Below are 23,391 nucleotides of genomic sequence, written 5' to 3'. Positions count from 1 at the left end.
ACCTGTTGTTGAAAAATAAAAGAGTGAAAAAAACGAACCCCATGCCAATCTGGCATCACTCGCCCGGGAAAAGGTCATCCTCGCCGGTTTTTGAAAGGACAGCGCTCTCCAAAGCCATCCGGGTCGGCCACGTCAGCCTGCAAAAAAATCCCGACGACCCAATGACCGTCGGGATTTCCTTCTCAAGAACGACTCACTCAGCTGGATGCCGCATAAAACCTGCCTTCAGCCGTGTGTCATGCGCAGCCTTTCCTGATCCACACGTGCAAATCAGCGTTGCCTAGAATGGGATGTCATCGTCAAAATCATCCGCGGGCGGAGCATACCCACCTGCCGGTGCCTGCTGTGCCGGAGCCGGCTGAGGTGCAGCCTGTGGCGCGGGGGCGGGCTGAGGTGCCCCGCCCTGAGGCATGGCCGCCGGCTGGTTCCAGTCTCCGCCGGATGCGGTGGCATCGCCACGACCATCCAGCATCAGCATGCTGCCGTTGATATCCACCACCACTTCGGTCGTGTAACGATTCTGGCCCGATTGATCCTGCCACTGCCGGGTCTGGAGCTTCCCTTCCAGATAAACCTTGGAGCCTTTCTTCAGATACTGGGCTGCAATTTCCGCCAGCTTGCCGAAAATGACCACCTGATGCCATTCCGTCTTCGGTACCATCTGCCCCGTATTGCGGTCACGATAGCTTTCATCCGTCGCAATACGCAGATTGGCCACTGCCGCCCCGGACTGCGTATACCGGACTTCCGGATCGGCTCCCAGATTGCCGATCAGCATTACCTTGTTCAAACCTCTAGCCATTTCACTCTCCACTAAACCTTCGATTCATCATTCCGGGCCCATGGGCCTTGCGTCAGGACGGACAGATCCAACTTTGCCTCATCCACCTTCAGATATGCAAGCCCTTCCTCTTCCAGAATGACCACATCCTCCAACCCGTCCAGGGATCTGAGGCGATTCAACGTACCTGCCGGATCCGCCAGCGCCGCCTCTGACAGATGCAGAGTCATGCTGGTGGCGTAGGGTGGCGGATTCATGAACGACGCCACCAGCAGCCACAGCACCCCCACACCGATGACGAAACCCAACACACCCTCATACTGGAAGTGGCCGTACAACCAGCCCCCCACAGCACCGCCCAGAAACGCGCCGAAGAACTGGCTGCTGGCGTACACCCCCATGGCCGACCCGCGCAGCCCCGCCGGCGCAATCTTGCTCACCAGGGAAGGCAGGGAAGCTTCCAGGAGGTTGAACGCCATGAAGAACAGGAACAGCGCTGCCACAACACCCCAGAAATGGTTGCGCACCCCATCCAGCACGGCCAGGCTGGCAACCAGCAAGGCAACGGCACCAATAAATACCTCACGCAGTTTCCGGCGCTTTTCTCCGATAATGATGAACGGCACCATGGCCACAAAGCCCGCCCCCATCACCCCGATGTACAACCAGCCGTGCCGGCTGACCGGCAACTGGTGAACTTCCGCCAGCAAACGAGGCAACATGACGAACAACCCGGTCAGCATCAGATGCAATGAGAAAATGCCCCAGTCCAGCCGCAGCAGATCCGGGTGACGCAGAACATCCGAAAAGCGCGAGGCATCCACGGAAGTATCCAGGTGATGCGTCTGAACGCGCGGCGTAGGCACCGCGGCCAGCAAAACCATCCCCAGCAGAGCCATCACGGCAGTCAGCGCGAACAGGCCCGATAACCCTACCCACTGAGCAATAATCGGCCCGATCAGCAGCGCCACAATGAACGACAGCCCGATGGACATCCCGACGACGGCCATGGCGCGCGTTCTGGCTTCTTCACGTGTCACATCCGACAACAGGGCCATCAGAGCGCTGGCTATCGCACCAGCCCCTTGCAGAAAACGCCCGGCAATCACGCCATAGATCGAATCGGAGACGGCAGCCACAAGACTGCCCGCAGCAAAGATCAGTAATCCGGTGACGATAACCGGCTTGCGCCCGAACCGGTCAGACAGCATGCCAAAGGGAATCTGCAGCAGGGCCTGGGTCAACCCGTAGGCACCAATCGCCATCCCCAGCAACGCCGGTGTTGCGCCCTCCAGATCCTTCCCCAGCACCATGAAAACAGGAAGCACCATGAACAGCCCGATCATGCGCATGGCATACAGGCTGGCAATCACCCCGACAGACCGACGTTCAACAGGACTCATTCAACAGGCCCTCCTCTCCGGAAAGCGCGTATTCTAGCAGAAATACGTCCGTTTTTTCCCCGATTCCCGCCAGCCCGGACAGACCCCTCATTACAGGAACAGGCCCCGTAACGGATCGCCACGCTCCTCTGCTCCTCTGCTCCTCTGCTCCTCTGCTCAACACATTACAATTGGGCCTGCCCCGCGTCGCAAGGTATAATGTCCGGTTCCTGCCCATTCCGGAGAGTGACATGGACACCATTCGCATACGTGGCGCACGCACCCACAACCTCAAGAATATTGATCTCGACCTGCCACGCGACAAACTCATCGTCATTACCGGCCTGTCGGGTTCCGGCAAATCCTCCCTGGCTTTTGACACCCTCTATGCCGAAGGCCAGAGGCGCTACGTGGAATCTCTGTCCACCTACGCCAGACAGTTCCTGTCACTGATGGAAAAGCCGGATGTGGATCATATCGAAGGCCTTTCTCCGGCCATCTCCATCGAGCAGAAGTCCACGTCCCACAACCCGCGCTCCACGGTGGGCACCATTACGGAAATCTACGACTATCTTCGTCTCCTTTACGCTCGCGTAGGGGAGCCACGCTGTCCGGACCATCATCATCGCCTCGAAGCCCAGACCATCAGCCAGATGGTGGATCAGATCATGGCCCTGCCAGCAGACAGCAAATGGATGGTTCTGGCCCCCGTCATCCGCGACCGCAAGGGTGAACACCAGCATGTGCTGGCCAAGCTACGAAGCGAAGGCTTCATCCGGGCGCGAATCGACGGGATTGTAGTGGAGCTCGACGATGCACCGGATCTCGACAAGCAGAAAAAGCACACCATCGAGGTTGTCGTCGACCGTATCAAGATCCGGGATGGGCTGGAAACCCGGCTTGCCGAATCCCTGGAAACGGCAATCCAGCTCTCGGAAGGCCTCGTCATTGTCGCCAGCATGGACGTACCGGAAAAGGAACTTGTCTTCTCCGCACGCTTTGCCTGTCCGGAGTGCGGATATGCCATCAGTGAGCTCGAACCGCGGGCGTTTTCCTTCAACAACCCGGCTGGTGCCTGCCCGGCTTGTGACGGGCTCGGTGTGCGCCAGTATTTCGACCCCGACCGGATTGTCGAAAAACCGGAGCTGTCACTGGCAGAAGGCGCCATCCCGGGCTGGGACCGCCGTGCCGTCTTCTACTATCAGATGCTGACGAGCCTGGCCAGCCATGAAGGCGTGGACATCAATCAGCCCTTCCGGGACCTGCCCGAGTCATTTCGGCAGAAGGTACTCTACGGAACGGGTGATGAACCTGTACCCTTCAAGTATGTCAACGCCAGGGGCGACACCGTCCTGCGTGAACACCCCTTTGAAGGCGTCATCCCCAACATCGAACGACGATACAAGGGCACCGAATCCCAGTCCGTCCGGGACGAACTGGCACGCATGATGACCGCCCGGGCCTGCCCGGAATGTCATGGCACACGCCTGCGCAGGGCTTCCAGACACGTCTACGTCCAGGAGCGACCGCTGCCCGCCATCACGGCCATGGCCATCGGCGATGCGCTCAGCTTCTTCAACCAGCTCAAACTGCACGGCAAGCGCGGCGAGATTGCAGAGAAGATCCTTCGCGAAATCCGCCTGCGGCTCGAGTTCCTCGTCAACGTGGGCCTTGATTACCTCACCCTCGATCGCAGCGCCGAAACGCTCTCGGGCGGAGAAGCCCAGCGCATCCGCCTGGCCAGTCAGATCGGTGCCGGACTGGTGGGCGTCATGTACGTGCTGGACGAGCCTTCCATCGGCCTGCACCAACGCGATAACGACCGCCTCCTCGCGACGCTGACCCACCTCAGGGATCTGGGAAATACCGTGATCGTGGTCGAACACGATGAAGATGCCATCCGAACGGCGGACCACGTCCTGGATATCGGCCCGGGTGCCGGCGTCCACGGTGGCCAGGTCGTTGCGCAGGGCACCCCCGAAGAAGTGGCCCGCCATCCTGCCAGCCTTACCGGACAGTATCTCAGCGGGCGCAAGGGTATTCTGATCCCGGAACAACGCACCCCCCGGGCGAGCGCTGGCTGACCCTATCCGGCTGTTCGGGAAACAACCTGAAAAACGTCACCCTCAGGCTGCCCGTGGGACTGTTTACCTGCGTGACCGGCGTGTCCGGCTCCGGCAAATCCACGCTCATCAATCATACACTCTATCCGGTGGCTGCCCGCGCACTGAACAATGCCACCACGCTCAACACGCAACCCTACAGCAACATAGAGGGTCTCGAACATTTCGACAAGGTGATTGATATCGACCAGTCACCTATCGGCCGGACGCCCCGATCCAATCCTGCCACCTATACCGGAATCTTCACACCGATCCGCGAACTTTTTGCCGCCACACAGGAAGCGCGCAGCCGGGGCTACAAGCCGGGCCGTTTCAGCTTCAACGTCAAGGGAGGCCGCTGCGAGGCCTGTCAGGGGGATGGGGTCATCAAGGTCGAAATGCACTTTCTCCCGGACATGTATGTGCCTTGCGACGTTTGCCGTGGCAAGCGGTACAACCGGGAAACACTCGAAATTCTCTACAAGGGAAAGAACATTCACGAAGTTCTCGAAATGACCGTGGAAGATGCCCGTGAATTCTTCGATGCGGTACCTGCCATAGCACGCAAACTGCAAACCCTGATTGACGTTGGGCTGGCCTACATCAAACTTGGCCAGAGCGCCGTGACGCTTTCGGGAGGCGAAGCACAACGTGTCAAGCTGTCGCGAGAGCTTTCCAAACGAGACACCGGCAAGACGCTCTACATCCTGGACGAACCGACCACCGGACTGCACTTCCACGACATTGATCAGCTCCTCAAGGTTCTGTTCCGCCTGAGAGATCGCGGCAATACGGTTGTTGTCATCGAGCACAATCTGGACGTCATCAAGACCGCGGACTGGATCGTCGATCTTGGGCCGGAGGGCGGAAACGGCGGAGGTGAAATCATCGCTGAGGGAACACCTGAAGACGTTGCCCGCAGCCCTGTTTCACATACGGGTCGTTTTCTGAAGCGCTACGTGGAAAGGGACGCTGAAAAGAGCAGCCAGGCCGCAGAGGCCTGAGCTGCATTCGCTTCATACCCTCAAGGCAAATCTCGCTGGAGAGATTCCAGCCCCGGGTACGACCGACCACGCTTTTCCACGGACCCCATTCAGCGATAAGCAAAACCTTCAGATACAAAAAACCCCGCATCAAGCGGGGTTCTTATTGGAATCCGCCTGACTTCAGGCCTCTTCCTCGCCCTCTGCTTCAACTGCAACAGGACGGTCAACCAGCTCAACGTATGCCAGCGGTGCATTGTCTCCTGCGCGGAAACCACACTTCAGGATACGCAGATAACCACCCGGACGGGCTTCATACCGCGGACCAAGCTCATCAAACAGCTTCCTGACCGCATCCTTGTTACGCAGACGGGAGAAAGCCAGACGACGATTGGCTACGCTGTCCTTCTTAGCCAAGGTAATCAGGGGCTCAGCCACCCGACGAAGCTCCTTGGCTTTCGGCAAAGTTGTCTTGATCACTTCATGCTCGAACAACGACGCCGCCATGTTCCGGAACATCGCCTTTCGATGCGCGCTGGTCCGGTTAAATTTACGACCACTTTTACGATGACGCATTTTCTTAACCCTTAGTCTCTATCGGTTACTTACCCAGCACCCGATCATCACCTTTCAGACTGGCCGGCGGCCAATTCTCCAACCTCATACCCAGCGACAGTCCACGCTGCGCAAGAACATCCTTGATTTCAGTCAGCGACTTCTTGCCCAGGTTAGGCGTTTTCAGCAACTCAACTTCAGTTCGCTGAATGAGGTCACCAATGTAATAGATGTTCTCCGCTTTCAGACAATTTGCGGAGCGGACAGTCAACTCCAGATCGTCGACCGGACGCAGCAGAATCGGATCAATTTCTTCCTCTTCCTCATCCTTCTGAGGCTCAATCTGCTGCTCGAAATCGACGAACACAGCCAGTTGCTGCTGCAGGATCGTCGCTGCGCGACGAATCGCCTCCTCCGGATCAATGGTCCCGTTGGTCTCCAGATCGATGACCAACTTGTCCAGGTCTGTACGCTGCTCGACACGTGCACGCTCAACATTGTAGGCCACGCGACGTACCGGGCTGTAGGACGCATCCAGTTGCAGACGACCAATAGCACGGGTTTCATCGTCGTCGGAGCGGCGCTGATCCGCAGGCTCGTAACCGCGCCCCAATGCCACGCGCAATTTCATGTCGATCTTGCCGTTGGCGTTCAGGTTGCAGATCACCAGATCCGGATTGACGATTTCCACGTCGTGGTCAAGCTGAATATCAGCCGCTGTTACTGCGCCAGGGCCGGACTTGCTCAGAGACAAAACAGCCTCATCACGGTTATTCAGCTTGACGGCAAGCTGCTTGAGATTGAGCAGAATCTCAATGACATCCTCGCGGACACCCTCGATTGTGCTGTACTCATGCAGCACACCATCGATTTCCACTTCCACCACTGCCGCACCGGGCATGGAAGACAGCAGAATCCGACGCAACGCACTGCCCAGCGTGTGACCGAAGCCGCGCTCGAGCGGCTCCAGCGTAACCTTGGCATGCGTAGTGCTGATTTCCTGAACCTCGATATTCCGAGGTGTTAAAAATTCGTTGACTGACCGCTGCATAGTCGCCCCTGTTTCCTGGGTTACTGACGTGCCTTACTTCGAGTAAAGCTCGACAATGAGGTTTTCGTTAATGTCCGCAGACAGCTCAGAGCGCTCAGGCACTGCCTTGAACGTTCCGGTCATCTTGGCAGCATCAACCTCAACCCACTCAACAGGTGCACGACGCGCAGCCAGCTCCAGAGCGTTCTTGATACGCAGCTGGTTGCGTGATTTCTCGCGCACGCTGATGACGTCACCGGGCTGAACCTGATACGACGGAATGTTCACAGGGCGGCCATTGACCTCAATCGCCTTGTGCGATACCAACTGGCGAGCTTCCGCCCGAGTCGCACCAAAGCCCATGCGATAGACCACATTATCCAGGCGGCATTCCAGAAGCTGAAGCAGGTTTTCACCTGTCGCGCCACGACGACGGACAGCTTCCTTGTAGTAATTGCGGAATTGCTTCTCGAGCACGCCATAAATCCGGCGCACTTTCTGTTTTTCACGCAGCTGCAGACCGTAGTCTGAAAGCCGCGAACGGCGGGCACCATGCTGCCCGGGTACTGTCTCGATCTTGCACTTGCTTTCAAGCGCGCGAACACCACTCTTGAGGAACAGATCTGTCCCCTCACGACGAGACAGCTTGCACTTAGGACCAATATAACGAGCCATTACTGTCTCCTGTTACACACGACGCTTCTTGGGTGGACGACATCCGTTGTGGGGGATCGGCGTGACATCAGTGATGTTCGTGATCTTGTACCCACAAGCATGTAACGCACGGACAGCACTTTCGCGCCCGGGTCCAGGTCCCTTGACAAGAACCTCAAGGTTCTTCAGGCCGTATTCAGCAGCCGCATTACCGGCTCTTTCAGCTGCTACCTGCGCAGCAAAAGGCGTACTCTTGCGGGATCCGCGGAACCCTGAACCACCTGCGGTAGCCCAAGACAGCGCGTTACCCTGACGATCAGTAATGGTTACGATCGTGTTGTTGAAGGAAGCGTGAATATGCGCAACACCATCAACAACGGTCTTTTTCACCTTTTTACGGGTACGTGTACCTGGTTTAGCCATGCTTGAATCCTATTACTTACGAATGGGCTTGCGGGGACCCTTACGTGTACGCGCATTGGTTTTAGTGCGCTGACCACGTACCGGGAGACCATGGCGATGACGCAGACCACGGTAACACCCAAGATCCTTGAGCCGCTTGATGTTCATTTGTACTTCACGACGCAGATCACCTTCAACCGTCAGTTTGCTGATCTCGGTACGCAGCGCATCAAGCTGCTCCTCGCTCAACGTGCTGACCTTGGCGTCCGGCTTCACTCCTGTCGCTTCGCACAATTTGCGTGCCGTTGTCCGCCCGATCCCATAGATATAGGTCAGGGAGATGACGGCGTGCTTGTTATCGGGAATATTGACACCCGCTATACGAGCCATCCAACTTACTCCGCTAAATGTGTGCTTTCGCAACGATTAAAAAAGAAAAGGCGCAGCATGATAGCGCCTAATCACCCAAGAATCAACCCCGCTCAGCCTTGGCGCTGCTTGTGGCGAGGTTCCGCACTGCAGATCACCCGGACCTGTCCGTTACGCTTGATGATCTTGCAGTTCCGGCAGATTTTTTTTACTGAAGCTCTGACTTTCATGATTCACTCCAATGTGTCGTGTGCAACTTAACGACCATACCCTTTCAGGTTGGCCTTCTTCATCAAAGACTCATACTGATGGGACATCATGTGCGACTGAACCTGCGCCATGAAATCCATGACCACTACCACCACGATGAGCAGCGAGGTCCCACCAAAATAGAAGGGCACATCCCACGCAACCACCAGAAACTGGGGCAACAGGGAGACCGCTGTAATGTACAAAGCGCCGAAGACGGTCAGACGGGTCAATACACCATCAATATACTTCGCTGTCTGCTCTCCGGGGCGAATGCCAGGAACAAAGGCACCGGATTTCTTCAGATTGTCCGCCACTTCCTTGGGGTTGTACATCAATGCCGTATAGAAGAAGCAGAAGAAAATGACCGCAGCCGCAAAGAGAATGATATACAAAGGCTGACTCGGCCCGAGCATCTGAGAAATATCCTGAAGCCAATCCATTCCCTCACCCTGGCCGAACCACTGACCCAGCGATGCCGGAAACAGAAGAATACTGGATGCGAAAATGGGCGGGATCACGCCGGCCATATTCACCTTCAGAGGCAGATGGGAGCTCTGCTGCGCAAAAACACGACGCCCTTGCTGCCGGCGCGCGTAATTGACCGGAATCTTGCGCAGGCCCCGCTCAACGAATACGACGAACGCAACAATGGCCACCGCAAAAATGGCAATAAAAATGATCGACAAATAATTGCCTTCAAGACGGGCCTTTTCGAAAGTCTGACCCAAGGCAGATGGCAGCCCGGCAACAATCCCCGCGAAGATCAGCAGCGAAATGCCGTTACCAACCCCTCTTTCGGTGATTTGCTCGCCGAGCCACATCAGAAATACGGCACCACATACAAATGTGGTAACCGCCACAAAATAGAAACTGAAATTAGACGTAAAGGTAACACCCTGATTCGCCAGACCCACCGAAATACCGAACGCCTGAATGGTTGCAAGAATAACCGTTCCGTACCGGGTGTACTGGGTAATCTTACGCCTGCCAGCTTCACCTTCCTTCTTCAGCTGCTCAAGCTGAGGACTCACTGCCGTCAGGAGTTGCATGATAATCGACGCCGAAATGTACGGCATGATACCCAGCGCAAAAATACTCATGCGCTCCAACGCACCCCCGGAAAACATATTGAACAGACTGAGGATCGTCCCCTGATTCTGTTCAAACATCTGTGCAAGACGCTCCGGATTGATACCGGGCACCGGAATATGTGCGCCGATCCGGTATACAATCAGACCGATCAACACGAACCAAAGGCGAGCTTTAAGCTCGCCCAGGCCCTTCCCAGCTCCTGATGGAAGTGATGTAGTTGCCATTTAGTCCTCGACTTTGCCGCCCGCAGCCTCAATCGCTGCACGTGCGCCTTTGGTTACACCCAGCCCTTTGATAGTGACCGCGCGCTTGATTTCGCCGGCAAGCATAACACGCGCTTCGCGTGTTGCAACGTTGACAAGACCCGCACGCTTGAGCGCATCCAGATCGATCACGTCTTCCTGGAGTTTGTTCAGTTCAAAAAGGCGGATTTCGTCAACGAACTTGCCTTTGCGGCTAGTGAAACCGAACTTGGGCAGACGGCGCTGCAAGGGCTGCTGACCACCCTCGAAACCAGGTGCCACACCGCCACCGGAGCGCGATTTCATACCCTTGTGACCGCGGCCACCCGTCTTGCCGAGACCTGAACCGATACCGCGGCCAACGCGCTTGGCTGTATGCTTCGCGCCTTCGCCGGGCTTGAGAGTATTCAATCGCATGTTACTCTCCTTCTACCTTAACCATGTAATAGACTTTGTTGATCATTCCGCGAATAGAAGGCGTATCTTCCAGCTCCACGGTTTGACCGATTTTTTTCAGACCCAGCCCCTTCACGCAAAGCTTGGCTTTGGGCTTTTCGGAAATCGGGCTCTTGGTCAGTGTGACTCGTATCTTTTTAGCGGCCATGGCTTACTCCAGAATGTCCTGTACGCTTTTGCCCCGCTTGGCAGCGATTTCTTCGGGTGCCTGCATTTGAGACAGTCCCTTGATCGTTGCGCGAACGACGTTCACCGGGTTTGTGGAGCCGTAACACTTGGCGAGCACGTTCTGCACGCCCGCAACTTCCAGCACGGCACGCATTGCACCACCAGCGATAATACCCGTACCTTCAGAAGCCGGCTGCATATACACCTTTGATGCGCCATGCGCTGCCTTGACCGGGTATTGCAGTGTTGTGCCATTCAGCCGCACATTCACCATGTTCTTTTTCGCTGCGTCCATAGCCTTGGCGATGGCTGCCGGCACTTCGCGCGCCTTGCCACGACCAAAACCTACACGGCCGTTACCATCTCCAACAACCGTCAGGGCCGTGAAAGAAAAGATACGGCCACCCTTTACCACCTTGGCAACACGGTTGACCTGTACCAGCTTCTCCTGAAGCTCGTTGCCTTTTTGCTCAACTGTCGACATGACCTACCCCTTAGAATTCCAGACCGTTTTCACGCGCGGCATCGGCAAGCGCCTTGATGCGACCATGATACCGGAACCCGGATCGGTCGAATGCCACCTTTGTGATACCTGCAGCCTTGGCCTTTTCTGCAATCATGGCGCCGACCTTCTTCGCGGCTTCGATATTGCCGGTAGGCCCATCCCGCAGCGCCTTTTCTACAGTGCTTGCGCTGACCAGAACTTTACTGCCATCTGCGGTAGTGATCTGTGCATAAATATGCCGGGGAGTACGGTTGACGCACAGCCGCTCGACACCCAGTTCGCGGATTTTATAGCGAGTCCGCTTAGCTCGACGGATTCTAGCGATTTTCTTCTCGTTCATGGCCGCGCCTTACTTCTTCTTAGCTTCTTTGATTCGGACAACTTCATCAGCATAACGAACGCCCTTGCCCTTGTAAGGCTCTGGCGGACGAATGGCGCGGATATCCGCGGCCACCTGGCCGATGCGTTGCTTGTCGATTCCCTTGAGTACAATCTCGGTCTGACTGGGCGTTTCCGCCTCAATACCTTCCGGAAGATTGAAATCAACAGGGTGCGAGAAGCCAAGTGACAGATTCAGCACTCGGCCTTTGGCCTGCGCACGGTAGCCTACGCCAACCAGCTGAAGCTTTTTCTCAAAGCCCTGGCTGACACCGGTTACCATGTTGTTGACCAGAGCACGCGTGGTACCAGCCATGGCGTTTGCCTGCTTGCCACCATTTCGTGCCTTGAATGTCAGCGTGTTGTCGACCTGTTCGATCTCTACATCGCTGTGAATGTTCATGCTCAGAGCACCCTTGGCGCCCTTGACTTCGATTACACCGCCTTCCAGCTTGACTGTCACACCGGCAGGCAACGTGACTGGGTTCTTCGCTACTCGAGACATTGCCGACCTCCTAGAATACGGTACAGATTACTTCGCCGCCAATACCGGCCTGGCGAGCAGCTTTATCTGTCATCAGCCCCTTGGAGGTTGAGACAATCGCGATACCGAGACCGCCATTCACCTTGGGAAGCTCTTCAACGCCACGATACTGACGCAGGCCAGGACGGCTTACGCGCTTGATCTGCTCGATAACCGGCTTACCCTGGTAGTACTTCAGTCTGATGGTCAGTTCGGGTTTGGCAGAGTCAGAAACTTCAAACGACTCAACGTAGCCTTCGTCGCGAAGCAACTGCGCAATAGCGACCTTCAGCTTGGAAGACGGCATGCTGACCGTTTCTTTTTCCGCCATCTGCGCATTACGGATACGTGTAAACATATCCGCAAGGGTGTCTTGCATACTCATTAATCAGATTCTCCTGCGTTTTAGTTGTGCAGCGGGGCCCAAAGCCCCGCTTACCAACGGGCGTATTACCAGCTGGCCTTGGTGAGCCCGGGTACGTCACCGCGCATCGCTGCTTCACGCAACTTGATACGTGAAAGCTTGAACTTGCGCAGTACCGCGTGCGGACGCCCAGTGATTTGACAGCGGCGACGCTGGCGAACCGGACTTGCATCGCGCGGAAGCTTCTGCAGCTTCTGCTGTGCGTCCCAACGCTCTTCGTCAGTGCTGTTCGGGTTACGGATAATCGCCTTCAACTCCGCCCGCTTGGCGGCGTACTTGGCAACTGTTTTTTCGCGCTTCAGCTCGCGCTGAACCATGGATACCTTAGCCATGTTGCCCCTCTTTATTTCCGGAACGGGAAGTTGAACGCTTTCAGCAGCGCGCGACCTTCCTCATCAGTTTCGGCAGTCGTAGTAATGGTGATATCCAGACCACGAACCCGATCAATCTTGTCGTAATCGATTTCTGGGAAAATGATCTGCTCCCGGACACCCATGGAATAATTTCCGCGACCGTCGAAAGATTTCGGATTCAAACCACGAAAATCCCTGACACGGGGGATCGCCACGTCAACCAGGCGCTCGAAAAACTCCCACATGCGTTCGCCACGCAGCGTCACCTTGCAGCCGATCGGGAACCCCTGACGAATCTTGAAACCCGCCACGGATTTCCGGGCCTTGGTGATGAGCGGCTTCTGACCGGAGATTTTCTCGAGATCGGCAACGGCAGATTCGATCTGCTTCTTGTCGCCCACCGCTTCACCGACGCCCATGTTGAGGGTGATTTTGGTTATACGAGGTACCTGCATGACGTTCTTGTAGCCCATTTCTTTAATGAGCGCAGGGACGACCTCGTTGCGATAAAACTCTTTATATCTTGCCATTGTCTTACCACCCGGATCTTATTGATCGACCGCTTCTTTGGTCGACTTGAAAATTCGGATTTTCTTACCGTCTTCCAGGATACGGAAGCCAACTCGGTCAGCCTTGTTGGTTTTCGGGTTGAAAATCGCCACGTTCGACGCCTGGATGGGCGCTTCCTTCTCAATGATGCCACCGGGCGCACCGGTCAAGGGATTGGGCTTGGTATGACGCTTGACCATATTGATACCTGAAACAATCAGGCGACCATCGTCACGCACCTTGACTACCTTGCCGCGCTTACCCTTGTCCCTGCCGGCAATAACAATGACTTCGTCATTCTTGCGAATTTTTTTCATGACCTGTGATCTCCTACAGAACTTCCGGTGCAAGCGAAATGATCTTCATGAACTTTTCGCCACGCAGTTCACGGGTTACAGGCCCAAAAATACGGGTACCAATCGGCTGCTCCTGGTTGTTCAGGAGAACCGCTGCATTCCCGTCAAACTTGATCAGGGATCCATCCGGGCGACGCACACCTTTACGGGTACGCACAACCACCGCATTCATTACCTGACCTTTCTTCACCTTGCCGCGCGGAATGGCGTCTTTAACGGTCACCTTGATTATGTCACCAATATTGGCGTAACGGCGGTGTGACCCACCGAGAACCTTGATACACATAACCCGGCGTGCCCCGCTGTTATCAGCCACATCCAACATGGTTTGCGCTTGAATCATTGGGCTTTCTCCACCTGCTAGCTAAAACTGAACGCGCGATTATACCCTAACTGCGCGCTCAACGATATCGACCAGCTTCCACGCTTTTTGCTTTGAAATCGGGCGCGACTCTGCGATGACAACCGTATCTCCGATACGACACTCATTGTTTTCGTCGTGCGCCTTCAGCTTGGTGGAACGCTTAACATATTTACCATAGATCGGGTGCTTAACCTTGCGCTCAACCAGGACAACGATGGACTTGTCCATCTTGTCACTGACGACCTTGCCAGTCAGCGTCCGCACTTTCTTTTCTGCTTCTGCCATCTTCAGTCACCCGCCTTCTCTGTCAAAACTGTTTTTACGCGCGCGATGTCGCGACGCACCTGCTTCATCAGATGAGTCTGATTCAGCTGGCCCGTGGCCTTGCGCATACGCAGATTGAACTGTTGCTTGAGCAGATCAAGCAGGTCTTTTTTCAGCTCTTCCACGCTTTTCTTTCTCAATTCTGCTGCTTTCATCACATCACCGTCCGCTTAACGAATGTTGTCGGTACAGGCAGTTTGGCTGCCGCAAGCTCGAAAGCCTCACGAGCCACGTCTTCTGCCACACCTTCCATTTCATAAAGCATTCTGCCCGGCTGAATCTCGGCGACCCAGTATTCCACAGAACCCTTACCCTTACCCATACGTACTTCCAGAGGCTTCTTGGTAATGGGTTTGTCCGGGAAAATGCGAATCCAGATTTTACCGCCACGCTTGATACGACGATTCATCGCCCGACGTGCGGCCTCAATCTGGCGCGCGGTGATACGACCACGGCCGGTCGCTTTCAGACCAAACTCACCAAAGCTGACCTTGTTCGCCCTGAACGCCAGCCCGGTATTGCGGCCCTTTTGCAATTTTCTGAATTTGGTACGCTTAGGTTGCAACATGATAGTGCCCCTTTATCGACTGCTCTTAGAACCTTTTTTCCTGGAGGCGTTTTTCTTCTCGGCCCGCACCTGCTCAATGCCACCAAGAATTTCGCCCTTGAAAATCCAGACCTTCACACCAATGACGCCATAGGTTGTCAGCGCCTCGTGGGTGGCGTAGTCGATATCTGCACGCAGAGTGTGCAGGGGGACACGGCCTTCACGATACCATTCGGTCCGGGCAATTTCAGCACCGCCCAGCCGGCCAGAAACCTGAACCTTGATGCCCTGAGCGCCCTGACGCATCGCGTTCTGCACTGCGCGCTTCATCGCACGACGGAACATGACACGGCGCTCAAGCTGGTTCGCAATGCTCATGGCCACCAGTTTCGCATCCAGGTCTGGCTTGCGAATTTCTTCGATATTGACGTGCACGGGCACGCCCATCATCTCATTCAGCTCACGGCGCAGGCGGTCTACGTCCTCACCTTTCTTGCCGATAACAATCCCCGGACGCGCCGTATGAATTGTAATATGGGCGTTTTGCGCCGGCCTTTCGATGGTGATTTTGCTTACAGACGCATTGGCAAGCTTCTTCTCCAGATACTCGCGAACGCGGAGATCTGCAAGCAGGTTCTCGGCATACTTGTCCTTCTCGGCGTACCACACGGAATTGTGGTCCTTGACAATGCCGAGACGAATGCCGGTCGGATGTACTTTCTGACCCATGTTCTTCGCTCCTATTTCTCGGAAACCTTGACGGTAATGTGGCACGTGCGCTTGAGGATGCGGTCAGCCCGCCCCTTGGCACGCGGACGGATCCGCTTCAGCGTGGGACCTTCGTCAACGAAGACCGTGCTGACATGCAGCTCATCCACATCCAGACCGTCATTGTTTTCGGCATTGGCAATGGCCGATTCAAGTACCTTCTTGATGATCTTGGCACCCTTTCTCGGGCTGAACGTCAAAATATCCAGCGCCTCTTCAACATGCTTTCCGCGAATCTGATCTGCGACCAAACGCGCCTTCTGGGCAGACAGCCGTGCACCAGACAATCTAGCTGCTACTTCCATCTCGGACTCCCCTTACCGTTTAGCCTTTTTGTCAGCAGCATGACCGCGGAACGTGCGTGTTGCTGCGAATTCACCCAGCTTGTGACCAACCATGTCTTCGGTGATGAACACCGGAACATGCTGGCGACCGTTGTGGACGGCGATCGTCAGACCAACCATCTCCGGAAAGATAGTTGAACGACGCGACCAAGTCTTGATCGGGCGCTTGTCATTCTTCTCCAGTGCAACCTCAACCTTCTTCAGGAGGTGCAAGTCAATAAACGGACCTTTTTTCAGTGAACGTGGCACGGTTTACCCTCCTTACTTGGCATTACGGCGGCGTACGATGAATTTGTCTGTACGCTTGTTTTTACGGGTCTTGTAACCCTTGGTCGGTACACCCCAGGGTGTAACCGGGTGCTTACCAAAGTTACGACCCTCACCACCACCGTGCGGATGATCCACCGGGTTCATGGCCGTGCCGCGTACTGTCGGCCGGATGCCGCGCCAGCGACTTGCGCCAGCCTTGCCCAATGTACGCAGGTTGTTCTCGGAGTTTGAAACCTCTCCGAGTGTTGCGCGACACTCTGCGAGCACCTTGCGCATCTCACCGGAACGCAGACGCAGTGTTGCGTAGGCGCCTTCGCGGGCAACCAGCTGCGCGGATGTACCTGCGGAACGCACGAGCTGTGCACCCTTACCAGGCTTCAGCTCGACACAGTGCACCACGGAGCCGACCGGAATGTTCCGCAGCGGCAACGTGCTGCCGGCACGAATCGGTGCAGCCTCGCCGCTCTCTACCGGATCTCCGGCTTTGAGCCCTTTCGGCGCAATGATATAGCGACGTTCGCCATCGGCGTACTTGATCAGGGCAATGTACGCTGTACGGTTCGGATCATATTCCAGACGCTCTACAACGGCGGGAATTCCGTCCTTGTTGCGCTTGAAGTCGATGATCCGGTAAAGCTGCTTGTGACCACCACCCTTGTGACGAGTCGTGATCCGGCCGTTATTGTTACGACCACCTGTCTTGCGCTTTTTCTCTGTCAACGCCGCGTAAGGAGCACCCTTGTGAAGATCAGGGTTGACGACCTTCACCATGTGGCGACGCCCCGGAGACGTTGGCTTGGTTTTAACTACTGGCATGGTCGGGTCTCCTCACTATTCGACGTCAGCAAACTCAATGGATTGTCCATCCGCCAGGCGAACGTAGGCCTTGCGAACATCATTGCGCTTACCCAGACCGCGCGCGGTGCGCTTGGTTTTGCCCTTGATGTTCACTACCTGAACGGACTCAACCTTGACGTTGAACAAGGCTTCAACCGCTGCTCTGATCTCGGGCTTGGTCGCATCCTTTGCCACGCGGAATGCATACTGATTGTTTCGTTCGGTCAAAAGAGCCGCTTTCTCTGAAAAGTGGGGCTGGACCAAAACCTTGAAAATACGCTCCTGGTTCATCCGAGCATCTCCTCTACTTTTTTCAGAGCGGGCACGGACATGACCACCTTCTCATAAGCAATGAGGCTGACCGGATTGATGGCAGCAACATCGATCACATCCACGTTAGGCACGTTGCGGGCTGACAGGTACAGATTGGTGTCAACCTCACCGGTAACGAACAACGCGTCCTGAACGTCCAGCTCTTTCATCTTGCCTACAAACAGCTTGGTGCGCGGCTCTTCCACCTTGATATCATCAACCACGACCAGCCGATCCTGACGCACCAGTTCAGACAGAATGGAGCGCAGTGCCGCACGGTACATCTTCCGGTTGACTTTTTTGCTGTAGTCACGAGGGGTTGCAGCGAAAGCCTTGCCGCCACCTACCCAAATGGGAGACCGAATGGAGCCCGCACGAGCACGGCCTGTACCCTTCTGGCGCCACGGCTTCTTGCCACCACCGCTCACTTGAGCGCGGGTTTTTTGAGCCTTTGTACCCTGGCGCGCACCAGCGAGATATGACTCAACCACCTGGTGTACCAGAGACTCGTTAAACTCGCGGCCAAACGTCTCGTCAGATACGGCGACCTTGGCGTTCTCAGAACCTTTTACCAACAATTCCATCACCGCCCCCTTATGCCTTGACTGCCGGCTTGACAATCACGTCTGCACCTGTGGCACCCGGGACGGCGCCCTTGACCAGCAACAGACCCTTTTCTTCGTCGACCCGAACCAGCTCAAGCGTCTGAACCGTGACACGTTCAGCACCCATGTGTCCGGACATCTTCTTGCCCTTGAAAACCTTTCCGGGGGACTGGTTCTGACCAATGGAACCCGGAGCGCGGTGCGACAGCGAGTTACCGTGTGTCGCATCCTGAGTACGGAAGTTCCAGCGCTTCACAACGCCCTGAAAGCCCTTACCCTTACTTTGACCGGTCACGTCCACTTTCTGGCCAGCCTCGAACAGACTGACACTCAGCTCGTCACCAACCTTGATTTCACCGATTTCATCAACACGAAATTCGACAAGCTTGCGACGCGGCTCTACGCCAGCCTTGGCGAAGTGGCCTGCCACGGCCTTGGTTACGCGCCCCGGCTTGACTGCGCCAGTAGCAACCTGAACCGCCTGATACCCATCGGTCTCAAGCGTCTTGATCTGTGTGACGAGATTTTTCTCGACATGGATGACGGTTACGGGTACTGCCCGACCATCCTCCATAAAGATGCGGGTCATGCCAGCCTTGCGGCCGACCAATCCTAATGCCATTTTTCACCTCACTAGTGTACGGGGCTTTAACCCTCTATGGCCACGAACAACGTTGTTATCACTATGAAGGTTGACTTGTTGAGGGGTGCAATCAGCCCAGGCTGATCTGAACGTCCACACCTGCAGCAAGATCAAGCTTCATGAGCGCATCAACGGTTTTTTCCGTTGGCTCGACAATGTCCAGAAGACGCTTGTGTGTACGAATCTCGTACTGGTCACGCGCGTCCTTGTTGACATGCGGAGAAATCAGAACAGTGTAACGCTCCTTGCGCGTGGGCAGCGGAATGGGTCCGCGTACCTGAGCACCAGTGCGCTTGGCCGTTTCAACAATCTCCTGCGTAGACTGATCGATCAACCGATAGTCAAACGCCTTGAGCCGAATGCGAATCTTCTGGCTTTGCATGTGTTACTCCAAATTGACAGGCGACTAACCGTCATCCCATTTTAAAAAGGAGCCGCATTGTACGCATAGTGAACAATGCTGTCAACCCCAGGGACAACACAAGAAAAGGGCGGTTAAGACCGCCCTTTTCGTCAACGCTGATCAACGATCACTCGATGATCTTGGAAACAACGCCCGCACCTACTGTACGACCGCCTTCGCGGATCGCAAAGCGCAGACCTTCTTCCATGGCGATCGGTGCAATCAGGGTGACGCCAATCTTCACGTTGTCACCCGGCATGACCATTTCCACGCCATCCTGCAGCTCAACCGCACCGGTCACGTCAGTGGTACGGAAGTAGAACTGCGGACGATAACCCTTGAAGAACGGAGTGTGACGACCACCTTCGTCCTTGCTCAGTACGTAGACCTCTGCCTCGAACTTGGTGTGCGGAGTGATGGTACCCGGCTTCGCCAGAACCTGACCACGCTCAACTTCGTCACGCTTGGTACCACGCAGCAGAACACCGATGTTCTCGCCCGCACGACCTTCGTCGAGCAGCTTGCGGAACATTTCCACACCGGTAACGGTGGTCTTGGTGGTCGGACGCAGACCGACAATTTCCACTTCCTCGCCCACCTTGATGATGCCACGCTCTACACGGCCAGTCACCACAGTACCACGACCGGAGATGGAGAACACGTCCTCGATCGGCATCAGGAACGGCTGGTCGATGGCACGCTCCGGCTCGGGGATGTACTCGTCCATGGTCTCAACCAGCTTCTTCACGGCGCTGGTACCCAGACCATTGTCATCCTTGCCTTCCAGGGCCATCAGTGCAGAGCCGATGATGACAGGCGTGTCGTCACCCGGGAACTCGTACTGGTTCAGCAGGTCACGAACTTCCATTTCAACCAGCTCGAGCAGCTCTTCGTCATCCACCATGTCTGCCTTGTTCAGGAAGACCACGATGTACGGTACGCCAACCTGACGCGCCAGCAGGATGTGCTCACGAGTCTGAGGCATGGGGCCGTCAGCAGCGGAGCAGACCAGGATTGCACCGTCCATCTGCGCCGCACCAGTGATCATGTTCTTCACGTAGTCAGCGTGTCCCGGGCAGTCCACGTGTGCATAGTGACGCTTGGGAGACTCATACTCTACGTGCGCAGTCGCGATAGTGATACCACGCTGACGCTCTTCCGGCGCTGCGTCGATCTGGTCAAACGCCTTCATTTCGCCGCCCCAGGTTTCCGCACATACGCGCGTCAGTGCAGCGGTCAGCGTTGTTTTGCCGTGATCAACGTGACCAATGGTACCGACGTTGACGTGCGGTTTGGTACGTTCAAATTTTTCTTTTGCCATTTTCGTTTCCTCTTTCCAGCAAAATGAATGATAACTATTTCCGTGAAGCAATCACCGCTTCAGCCACAGGCTTCGGGGCTTCGGCGTAATGTGAGAATTCCATGGAGTAGGTTGCGCGACCTTGGGTTGCTGACCGCAGATCTGTAGCGTAACCAAACATTTCCGAGAGCGGCACCTCGGCGCGAATGCTCTTGATACCGCCAGGCAGATCATCCATGCCCTGAACCATGCCACGACGGCGGTTCAGGTCACCGATGACGTCACCCATGTACTCTTCCGGCGTTTCAACTTCGACCTTCATGATCGGCTCCAGCAGCGCCGGATCCGCTTTCAGAGCACCTTCCTTAAATGCCATGGAGCCGGCGATTTTGAACGCCATTTCCGAGGAGTCCACATCGTGGTATGAGCCGTCATACAGGGTAACCTTGACGTCAACAACCGGATAACCAGCGATGACACCATTTTCCATTTGTTCCTGGATACCCTTGTCAACCGCCGGGATGTATTCCTTCGGAATCACACCACCGACAATTTCGTTGACAAACTCGTACCCTGCGCCCGGCTCATTCGGCTCAATCTTCAGCCAGACGTGACCGTACTGACCGCGACCACCAGACTGACGCACAAATTTGCCTTCCTGCTGAACCGGCTTGCGGATCGTCTCACGGTAGGCAACCTGAGGTTTACCGACGTTCGCTTCTACCTTGAATTCACGCTTCAGACGATCGACGATAATTTCAAGGTGCAGCTCACCCATACCGGAAATGATAGTCTGACCAGACTCTTCGTCCGTATGAACGCGGAAGGACGGGTCTTCCTGAGCCAGCCGCTGCAGGGCCAGACCCATTTTCTCCTGGTCACTCTTGGTCTTGGGTTCAACCGCGATGGAGATAACCGGCTCCGGGAATTCCATCCGCTCCAGGATAATCGGCGCATCAATTGCACAGAGCGTGTCACCGGTCGTGACATCCTTCAGACCGACACAAGCCGCGATATCACCCGCCCGGATTTCCTTGATTTCCTGACGATCGTTGGCATGCATCTGAACGATACGGCCGACCCGCTCACGCTTGCCCTTGACGCTGTTCAGCACGGCATCACCACTGCTCACGACGCCGCTGTAAACGCGAATGAACGTGAGCGTACCCACAAACGGGTCAGTCGCAATCTTGAACGCCAGCGAAGAGAAAGGCTCGTCGTCACAGGTCTTGCGGGTTGCCGGTTCGCCTTCGGGTGTTTCACCCTTGACGTCTTCAATGTCAACCGGCGAAGGCAGATAACGGATCACCGCATCCAGAACCGCCTGCACGCCCTTGTTCTTGAAGGCCGAGCCGCAGAATGCCGGTACAATTTCGCCTGCCAGAGTCCGAATACGAATCGCGCGATGAATTTCTTCCTCGTTGAGCTCTTCGCCTTCGAGGTACTTGTCCATCAGCTCTTCGTTCGCCTCGGCAGCGCTCTCGACCAGCTTTTCACGCCATTCTTCACACAGATCCTGGAGGTCCGCGGGAGGCTCTTCCAGCTTGAAGGTCATACCCTGGGTCTCGTCATCCCAGTAAATCGCCTTCATGGTCACGAGATCCACAACACCCTTGAAATCTTCTTCGGCACCGATAGGGATCTGCATGACAACCGGATTGGCCTGCAGACGAGTCTTCATCTGCTCAACCACGCGCAGGAAGTTTGCGCCCATCCGGTCCATCTTGTTGACGAATGCAATACGGGGCACGTTGTACTTGTTGGCCTGGCGCCATACGGTCTCGGACTGCGGCTGCACGCCACCGACCGCACAGTACACCATCACCGCGCCATCCAGCACACGCATGGAACGTTCTACCTCAATGGTGAAGTCCACGTGTCCCGGGGTATCGATAATATTGATGCGGTGCTGGTCAAACTGCTGATCCATGCCCTTCCAGAAACAGGTGGTCGCAGCAGAGGTAATGGTTATACCACGCTCCTGCTCCTGCTCCATCCAGTCCATCGTCGCTGCACCGTCGTGCACCTCGCCGATCTTGTGACTGACACCTGTGTAGTAAAGAATACGCTCGGTTGTGGTCGTCTTACCAGCATCAATGTGCGCACTGATACCGATATTCCGATACCTTTCAAGCGGGGTCGTTCTAGCCATGTTCTATATCCTATTACAGTCTCGGATCGGTTTACCAGCGATAGTGGGCAAAAGCCTTGTTCGCTTCGGCCATGCGGTGCGTATCTTCACGCTTCTTGACCGCTGCACCACGCCCTTCGGCAGCTTCCATCATCTCGGCAGCCAGACGCTGAGCCATGGACTTCTCGCTGCGCTTGCGGGAATAATCCACCAGCCAGCGCATGGACAACGCCATCTGACGCGATGGACGCACTTCTACCGGCACCTGGTAGGTTGCACCACCAACACGACGGGACTTGACCTCAACCAGCGGCTGGATGTTTTCCAGTGCTTTCTCAAAAACTTCCAAAGGTTCTTTCTTGGTTTTCTCGGCTACGATATCGAGTGCACCATAAACAATGCGCTCGGCTACTGAGCGCTTTCCGCTGACCATGACATGGTTGATGAACTTGGCCAGCTTCTGGCTTCCAAACTTGGGATCCGGCAGAATTTCCCGCTTTGCGACTACACGTCTTCTAGGCATTTCTTTTCCTCAATGCTTCAGGTTGCTCTGGTATGCGCCCGACATGGGCGAACCAGCCTTACTTGGTGATCACGACTTCGGGCGCTTGGCACCGTACTTGGAACGACCCTGCTTACGGTCTTTCACGCCAGCCAGGTCGAGTGTGCCGCGAACGGTATGGTAACGCACGCCCGGCAAGTCCTTGACACGACCGCCCCGGATCAGCACGACGCTGTGCTCCTGCAGGTTGTGTCCTTCACCACCGATGTACGAGGTGACTTCATAGCCGTTGGTCAGGCGCACACGACAGACTTTACGCAGCGCCGAGTTCGGCTTCTTCGGGGTTGTTGTATATACGCGAGTGCACACACCACGGCGCTGAGGGCAGGCCTGCAGAGCGGGTACGTCGCTCTTGACCACCTTGCGCTTGCGCGGCTTGCGCACGAGCTGGTTTATCGTAGCCATTCAGTTACTCCAGTTACTGT

34 protein-coding genes and 1 pseudogene are annotated in these 23,391 nt (G+C 55.7%); 1 reads left to right on the top strand and 34 read right to left on the bottom strand.

The window, feature by feature from the left end:
- Positions 1-280 precede the first annotated feature (280 nt).
- Together ssb and AAIA72_RS14320 are read right to left on the bottom strand one after the other, a co-directional pair.
- The gene (ssb, locus tag AAIA72_RS14325; protein WP_369600969.1) at positions 281-802 is read right to left on the bottom strand and encodes a single-stranded DNA-binding protein; all 522 of its coding nucleotides are present in this window, start codon (positions 800-802) and stop codon (positions 281-283) included.
- Between the two features lie 11 nt (positions 803-813).
- The gene (locus tag AAIA72_RS14320) at positions 814-2,184 is read right to left on the bottom strand and encodes an MFS transporter (protein WP_369600968.1); all 1,371 of its coding nucleotides are present in this window, start codon (positions 2,182-2,184) and stop codon (positions 814-816) included.
- Between the two features lie 230 nt (positions 2,185-2,414).
- Between AAIA72_RS14320 and uvrA the strand changes: the two are divergent.
- Positions 2,415-5,269, top strand: a pseudogene (uvrA, locus tag AAIA72_RS14315) (excinuclease ABC subunit UvrA).
- Between the two features lie 162 nt (positions 5,270-5,431).
- Here the strand turns inward: uvrA and rplQ are convergent.
- The 32 genes from rplQ to rpsL all read right to left on the bottom strand — a co-directional run bounded on the left by rplQ (position 5,432) and on the right by rpsL (position 23,371).
- On the bottom strand, positions 5,432-5,824 hold the full coding sequence (gene rplQ, locus AAIA72_RS14310) for a 50S ribosomal protein L17 (protein ID WP_369600967.1): 393 nt from the start codon (positions 5,822-5,824) through the stop codon (positions 5,432-5,434).
- 25 nt (positions 5,825-5,849) lie between these two features.
- Positions 5,850-6,854, bottom strand: coding sequence for a DNA-directed RNA polymerase subunit alpha (gene rpoA / locus AAIA72_RS14305; RefSeq protein WP_369600966.1), 1,005 nt, complete (start codon positions 6,852-6,854; stop codon positions 5,850-5,852).
- 33 nt (positions 6,855-6,887) lie between these two features.
- Positions 6,888-7,508 (bottom strand): 30S ribosomal protein S4, encoded by a 621-nt coding sequence (rpsD, locus tag AAIA72_RS14300; RefSeq protein WP_369600965.1) that lies wholly within the window; start codon positions 7,506-7,508, stop codon positions 6,888-6,890.
- Between the two features lie 12 nt (positions 7,509-7,520).
- Positions 7,521-7,910, bottom strand: a complete 390-nt coding sequence (gene rpsK, locus AAIA72_RS14295) for a 30S ribosomal protein S11 (RefSeq protein WP_369600964.1) — start codon at positions 7,908-7,910, stop codon at positions 7,521-7,523.
- 12 nt (positions 7,911-7,922) lie between these two features.
- Positions 7,923-8,279, bottom strand: coding sequence for a 30S ribosomal protein S13 (rpsM, locus tag AAIA72_RS14290; RefSeq protein WP_369600963.1), 357 nt, complete (start codon positions 8,277-8,279; stop codon positions 7,923-7,925).
- A 92-nt stretch (positions 8,280-8,371) separates the two neighbouring features.
- Positions 8,372-8,488 carry a 50S ribosomal protein L36 gene (gene rpmJ, locus AAIA72_RS14285; RefSeq protein ID WP_369600962.1) on the bottom strand — a complete coding sequence of 39 codons (117 nt, stop codon included), beginning with the start codon at positions 8,486-8,488 and terminating at the stop codon, positions 8,372-8,374.
- Positions 8,489-8,515: 27 nt separating this feature from the next.
- Positions 8,516-9,826, bottom strand: coding sequence for a preprotein translocase subunit SecY (gene secY / locus AAIA72_RS14280; protein WP_369600961.1), 1,311 nt, complete (start codon positions 9,824-9,826; stop codon positions 8,516-8,518).
- Entirely contained in the window at positions 9,827-10,261 is a 435-nt protein-coding gene (rplO, locus tag AAIA72_RS14275) for a 50S ribosomal protein L15 (RefSeq protein ID WP_369600960.1), read from the bottom strand.
- Position 10,262: 1 nt separating this feature from the next.
- Positions 10,263-10,448, bottom strand: coding sequence for a 50S ribosomal protein L30 (gene rpmD / locus AAIA72_RS14270; protein ID WP_369600959.1), 186 nt, complete (start codon positions 10,446-10,448; stop codon positions 10,263-10,265).
- Between the two features lie 3 nt (positions 10,449-10,451).
- Positions 10,452-10,952 carry a 30S ribosomal protein S5 gene (rpsE, locus tag AAIA72_RS14265; RefSeq protein ID WP_369600958.1) on the bottom strand — a complete coding sequence of 167 codons (501 nt, stop codon included), beginning with the start codon at positions 10,950-10,952 and terminating at the stop codon, positions 10,452-10,454.
- A 10-nt stretch (positions 10,953-10,962) separates the two neighbouring features.
- Entirely contained in the window at positions 10,963-11,313 is a 351-nt protein-coding gene (gene rplR, locus AAIA72_RS14260) for a 50S ribosomal protein L18 (RefSeq protein WP_369600957.1), read from the bottom strand.
- A 9-nt stretch (positions 11,314-11,322) separates the two neighbouring features.
- Entirely contained in the window at positions 11,323-11,856 is a 534-nt protein-coding gene (gene rplF / locus AAIA72_RS14255; RefSeq protein WP_369600956.1) for a 50S ribosomal protein L6, read from the bottom strand.
- 10 nt (positions 11,857-11,866) lie between these two features.
- Positions 11,867-12,259 (bottom strand): 30S ribosomal protein S8, encoded by a 393-nt coding sequence (gene rpsH, locus AAIA72_RS14250; protein WP_369600955.1) that lies wholly within the window; start codon positions 12,257-12,259, stop codon positions 11,867-11,869.
- Positions 12,260-12,324: 65 nt separating this feature from the next.
- Positions 12,325-12,630 (bottom strand): 30S ribosomal protein S14, encoded by a 306-nt coding sequence (gene rpsN, locus AAIA72_RS14245; protein WP_369600954.1) that lies wholly within the window; start codon positions 12,628-12,630, stop codon positions 12,325-12,327.
- An 11-nt stretch (positions 12,631-12,641) separates the two neighbouring features.
- Positions 12,642-13,181, bottom strand: a complete 540-nt coding sequence (rplE, locus tag AAIA72_RS14240; RefSeq protein WP_369600953.1) for a 50S ribosomal protein L5 — start codon at positions 13,179-13,181, stop codon at positions 12,642-12,644.
- Positions 13,182-13,199: 18 nt separating this feature from the next.
- On the bottom strand, positions 13,200-13,517 hold the full coding sequence (gene rplX, locus AAIA72_RS14235; RefSeq protein WP_369600952.1) for a 50S ribosomal protein L24: 318 nt from the start codon (positions 13,515-13,517) through the stop codon (positions 13,200-13,202).
- 13 nt (positions 13,518-13,530) lie between these two features.
- Complete coding sequence (gene rplN, locus AAIA72_RS14230; protein WP_369600951.1) at positions 13,531-13,899, bottom strand: 50S ribosomal protein L14; 369 nt, start codon at positions 13,897-13,899, stop codon at positions 13,531-13,533.
- A 39-nt stretch (positions 13,900-13,938) separates the two neighbouring features.
- On the bottom strand, positions 13,939-14,205 hold the full coding sequence (gene rpsQ / locus AAIA72_RS14225; protein WP_369600950.1) for a 30S ribosomal protein S17: 267 nt from the start codon (positions 14,203-14,205) through the stop codon (positions 13,939-13,941).
- 2 nt (positions 14,206-14,207) lie between these two features.
- Positions 14,208-14,399 (bottom strand): 50S ribosomal protein L29, encoded by a 192-nt coding sequence (rpmC, locus tag AAIA72_RS14220; RefSeq protein ID WP_369600949.1) that lies wholly within the window; start codon positions 14,397-14,399, stop codon positions 14,208-14,210.
- Positions 14,399-14,812, bottom strand: coding sequence for a 50S ribosomal protein L16 (gene rplP, locus AAIA72_RS14215; protein ID WP_369600948.1), 414 nt, complete (start codon positions 14,810-14,812; stop codon positions 14,399-14,401). Before rplP ends, rpmC begins: the two co-directional genes overlap by 1 nt.
- Positions 14,813-14,824: 12 nt before the next feature.
- Entirely contained in the window at positions 14,825-15,520 is a 696-nt protein-coding gene (gene rpsC / locus AAIA72_RS14210; RefSeq protein ID WP_369600947.1) for a 30S ribosomal protein S3, read from the bottom strand.
- Between the two features lie 11 nt (positions 15,521-15,531).
- The gene (gene rplV, locus AAIA72_RS14205; RefSeq protein ID WP_369600946.1) at positions 15,532-15,864 is read right to left on the bottom strand and encodes a 50S ribosomal protein L22; all 333 of its coding nucleotides are present in this window, start codon (positions 15,862-15,864) and stop codon (positions 15,532-15,534) included.
- Positions 15,865-15,876: 12 nt separating this feature from the next.
- A complete protein-coding gene (gene rpsS / locus AAIA72_RS14200; protein ID WP_369600945.1) occupies positions 15,877-16,152 on the bottom strand; it encodes a 30S ribosomal protein S19 in 276 nt (91 codons plus the stop codon).
- 12 nt (positions 16,153-16,164) lie between these two features.
- Positions 16,165-16,989: a 50S ribosomal protein L2 gene (gene rplB, locus AAIA72_RS14195; RefSeq protein ID WP_369600944.1), complete on the bottom strand. Its 825-nt coding sequence runs from the start codon at positions 16,987-16,989 to the stop codon at positions 16,165-16,167.
- Between the two features lie 15 nt (positions 16,990-17,004).
- Positions 17,005-17,301 (bottom strand): 50S ribosomal protein L23, encoded by a 297-nt coding sequence (gene rplW, locus AAIA72_RS14190; RefSeq protein WP_369600943.1) that lies wholly within the window; start codon positions 17,299-17,301, stop codon positions 17,005-17,007.
- Positions 17,298-17,906 carry a 50S ribosomal protein L4 gene (gene rplD, locus AAIA72_RS14185; RefSeq protein ID WP_369600942.1) on the bottom strand — a complete coding sequence of 203 codons (609 nt, stop codon included), beginning with the start codon at positions 17,904-17,906 and terminating at the stop codon, positions 17,298-17,300. The genes rplW and rplD overlap by 4 nt, the downstream gene beginning before the upstream one ends.
- Before the next feature lie 10 nt (positions 17,907-17,916).
- Positions 17,917-18,549 (bottom strand): 50S ribosomal protein L3, encoded by a 633-nt coding sequence (gene rplC, locus AAIA72_RS14180; protein WP_369600941.1) that lies wholly within the window; start codon positions 18,547-18,549, stop codon positions 17,917-17,919.
- 91 nt (positions 18,550-18,640) lie between these two features.
- Positions 18,641-18,952, bottom strand: a complete 312-nt coding sequence (gene rpsJ / locus AAIA72_RS14175; protein ID WP_369600940.1) for a 30S ribosomal protein S10 — start codon at positions 18,950-18,952, stop codon at positions 18,641-18,643.
- 148 nt (positions 18,953-19,100) lie between these two features.
- Entirely contained in the window at positions 19,101-20,294 is a 1,194-nt protein-coding gene (gene tuf / locus AAIA72_RS14170) for an elongation factor Tu (protein WP_369600930.1), read from the bottom strand.
- Positions 20,295-20,328: 34 nt separating this feature from the next.
- Positions 20,329-22,425 (bottom strand): elongation factor G, encoded by a 2,097-nt coding sequence (fusA, locus tag AAIA72_RS14165; RefSeq protein ID WP_369600939.1) that lies wholly within the window; start codon positions 22,423-22,425, stop codon positions 20,329-20,331.
- A 31-nt stretch (positions 22,426-22,456) separates the two neighbouring features.
- Complete coding sequence (rpsG, locus tag AAIA72_RS14160; RefSeq protein ID WP_369600938.1) at positions 22,457-22,927, bottom strand: 30S ribosomal protein S7; 471 nt, start codon at positions 22,925-22,927, stop codon at positions 22,457-22,459.
- A 69-nt stretch (positions 22,928-22,996) separates the two neighbouring features.
- Entirely contained in the window at positions 22,997-23,371 is a 375-nt protein-coding gene (gene rpsL, locus AAIA72_RS14155; protein WP_369600937.1) for a 30S ribosomal protein S12, read from the bottom strand.
- Positions 23,372-23,391: the final 20 nt, after the last annotated feature.

The organism is Thermohahella caldifontis (assembly GCF_041153465.1).
Classification (GTDB): Bacteria; Pseudomonadota; Gammaproteobacteria; order Pseudomonadales; family Oleiphilaceae; genus Thermohahella; species Thermohahella caldifontis.
This window is presented reverse-complemented; position numbering and strand designations above follow the sequence as displayed.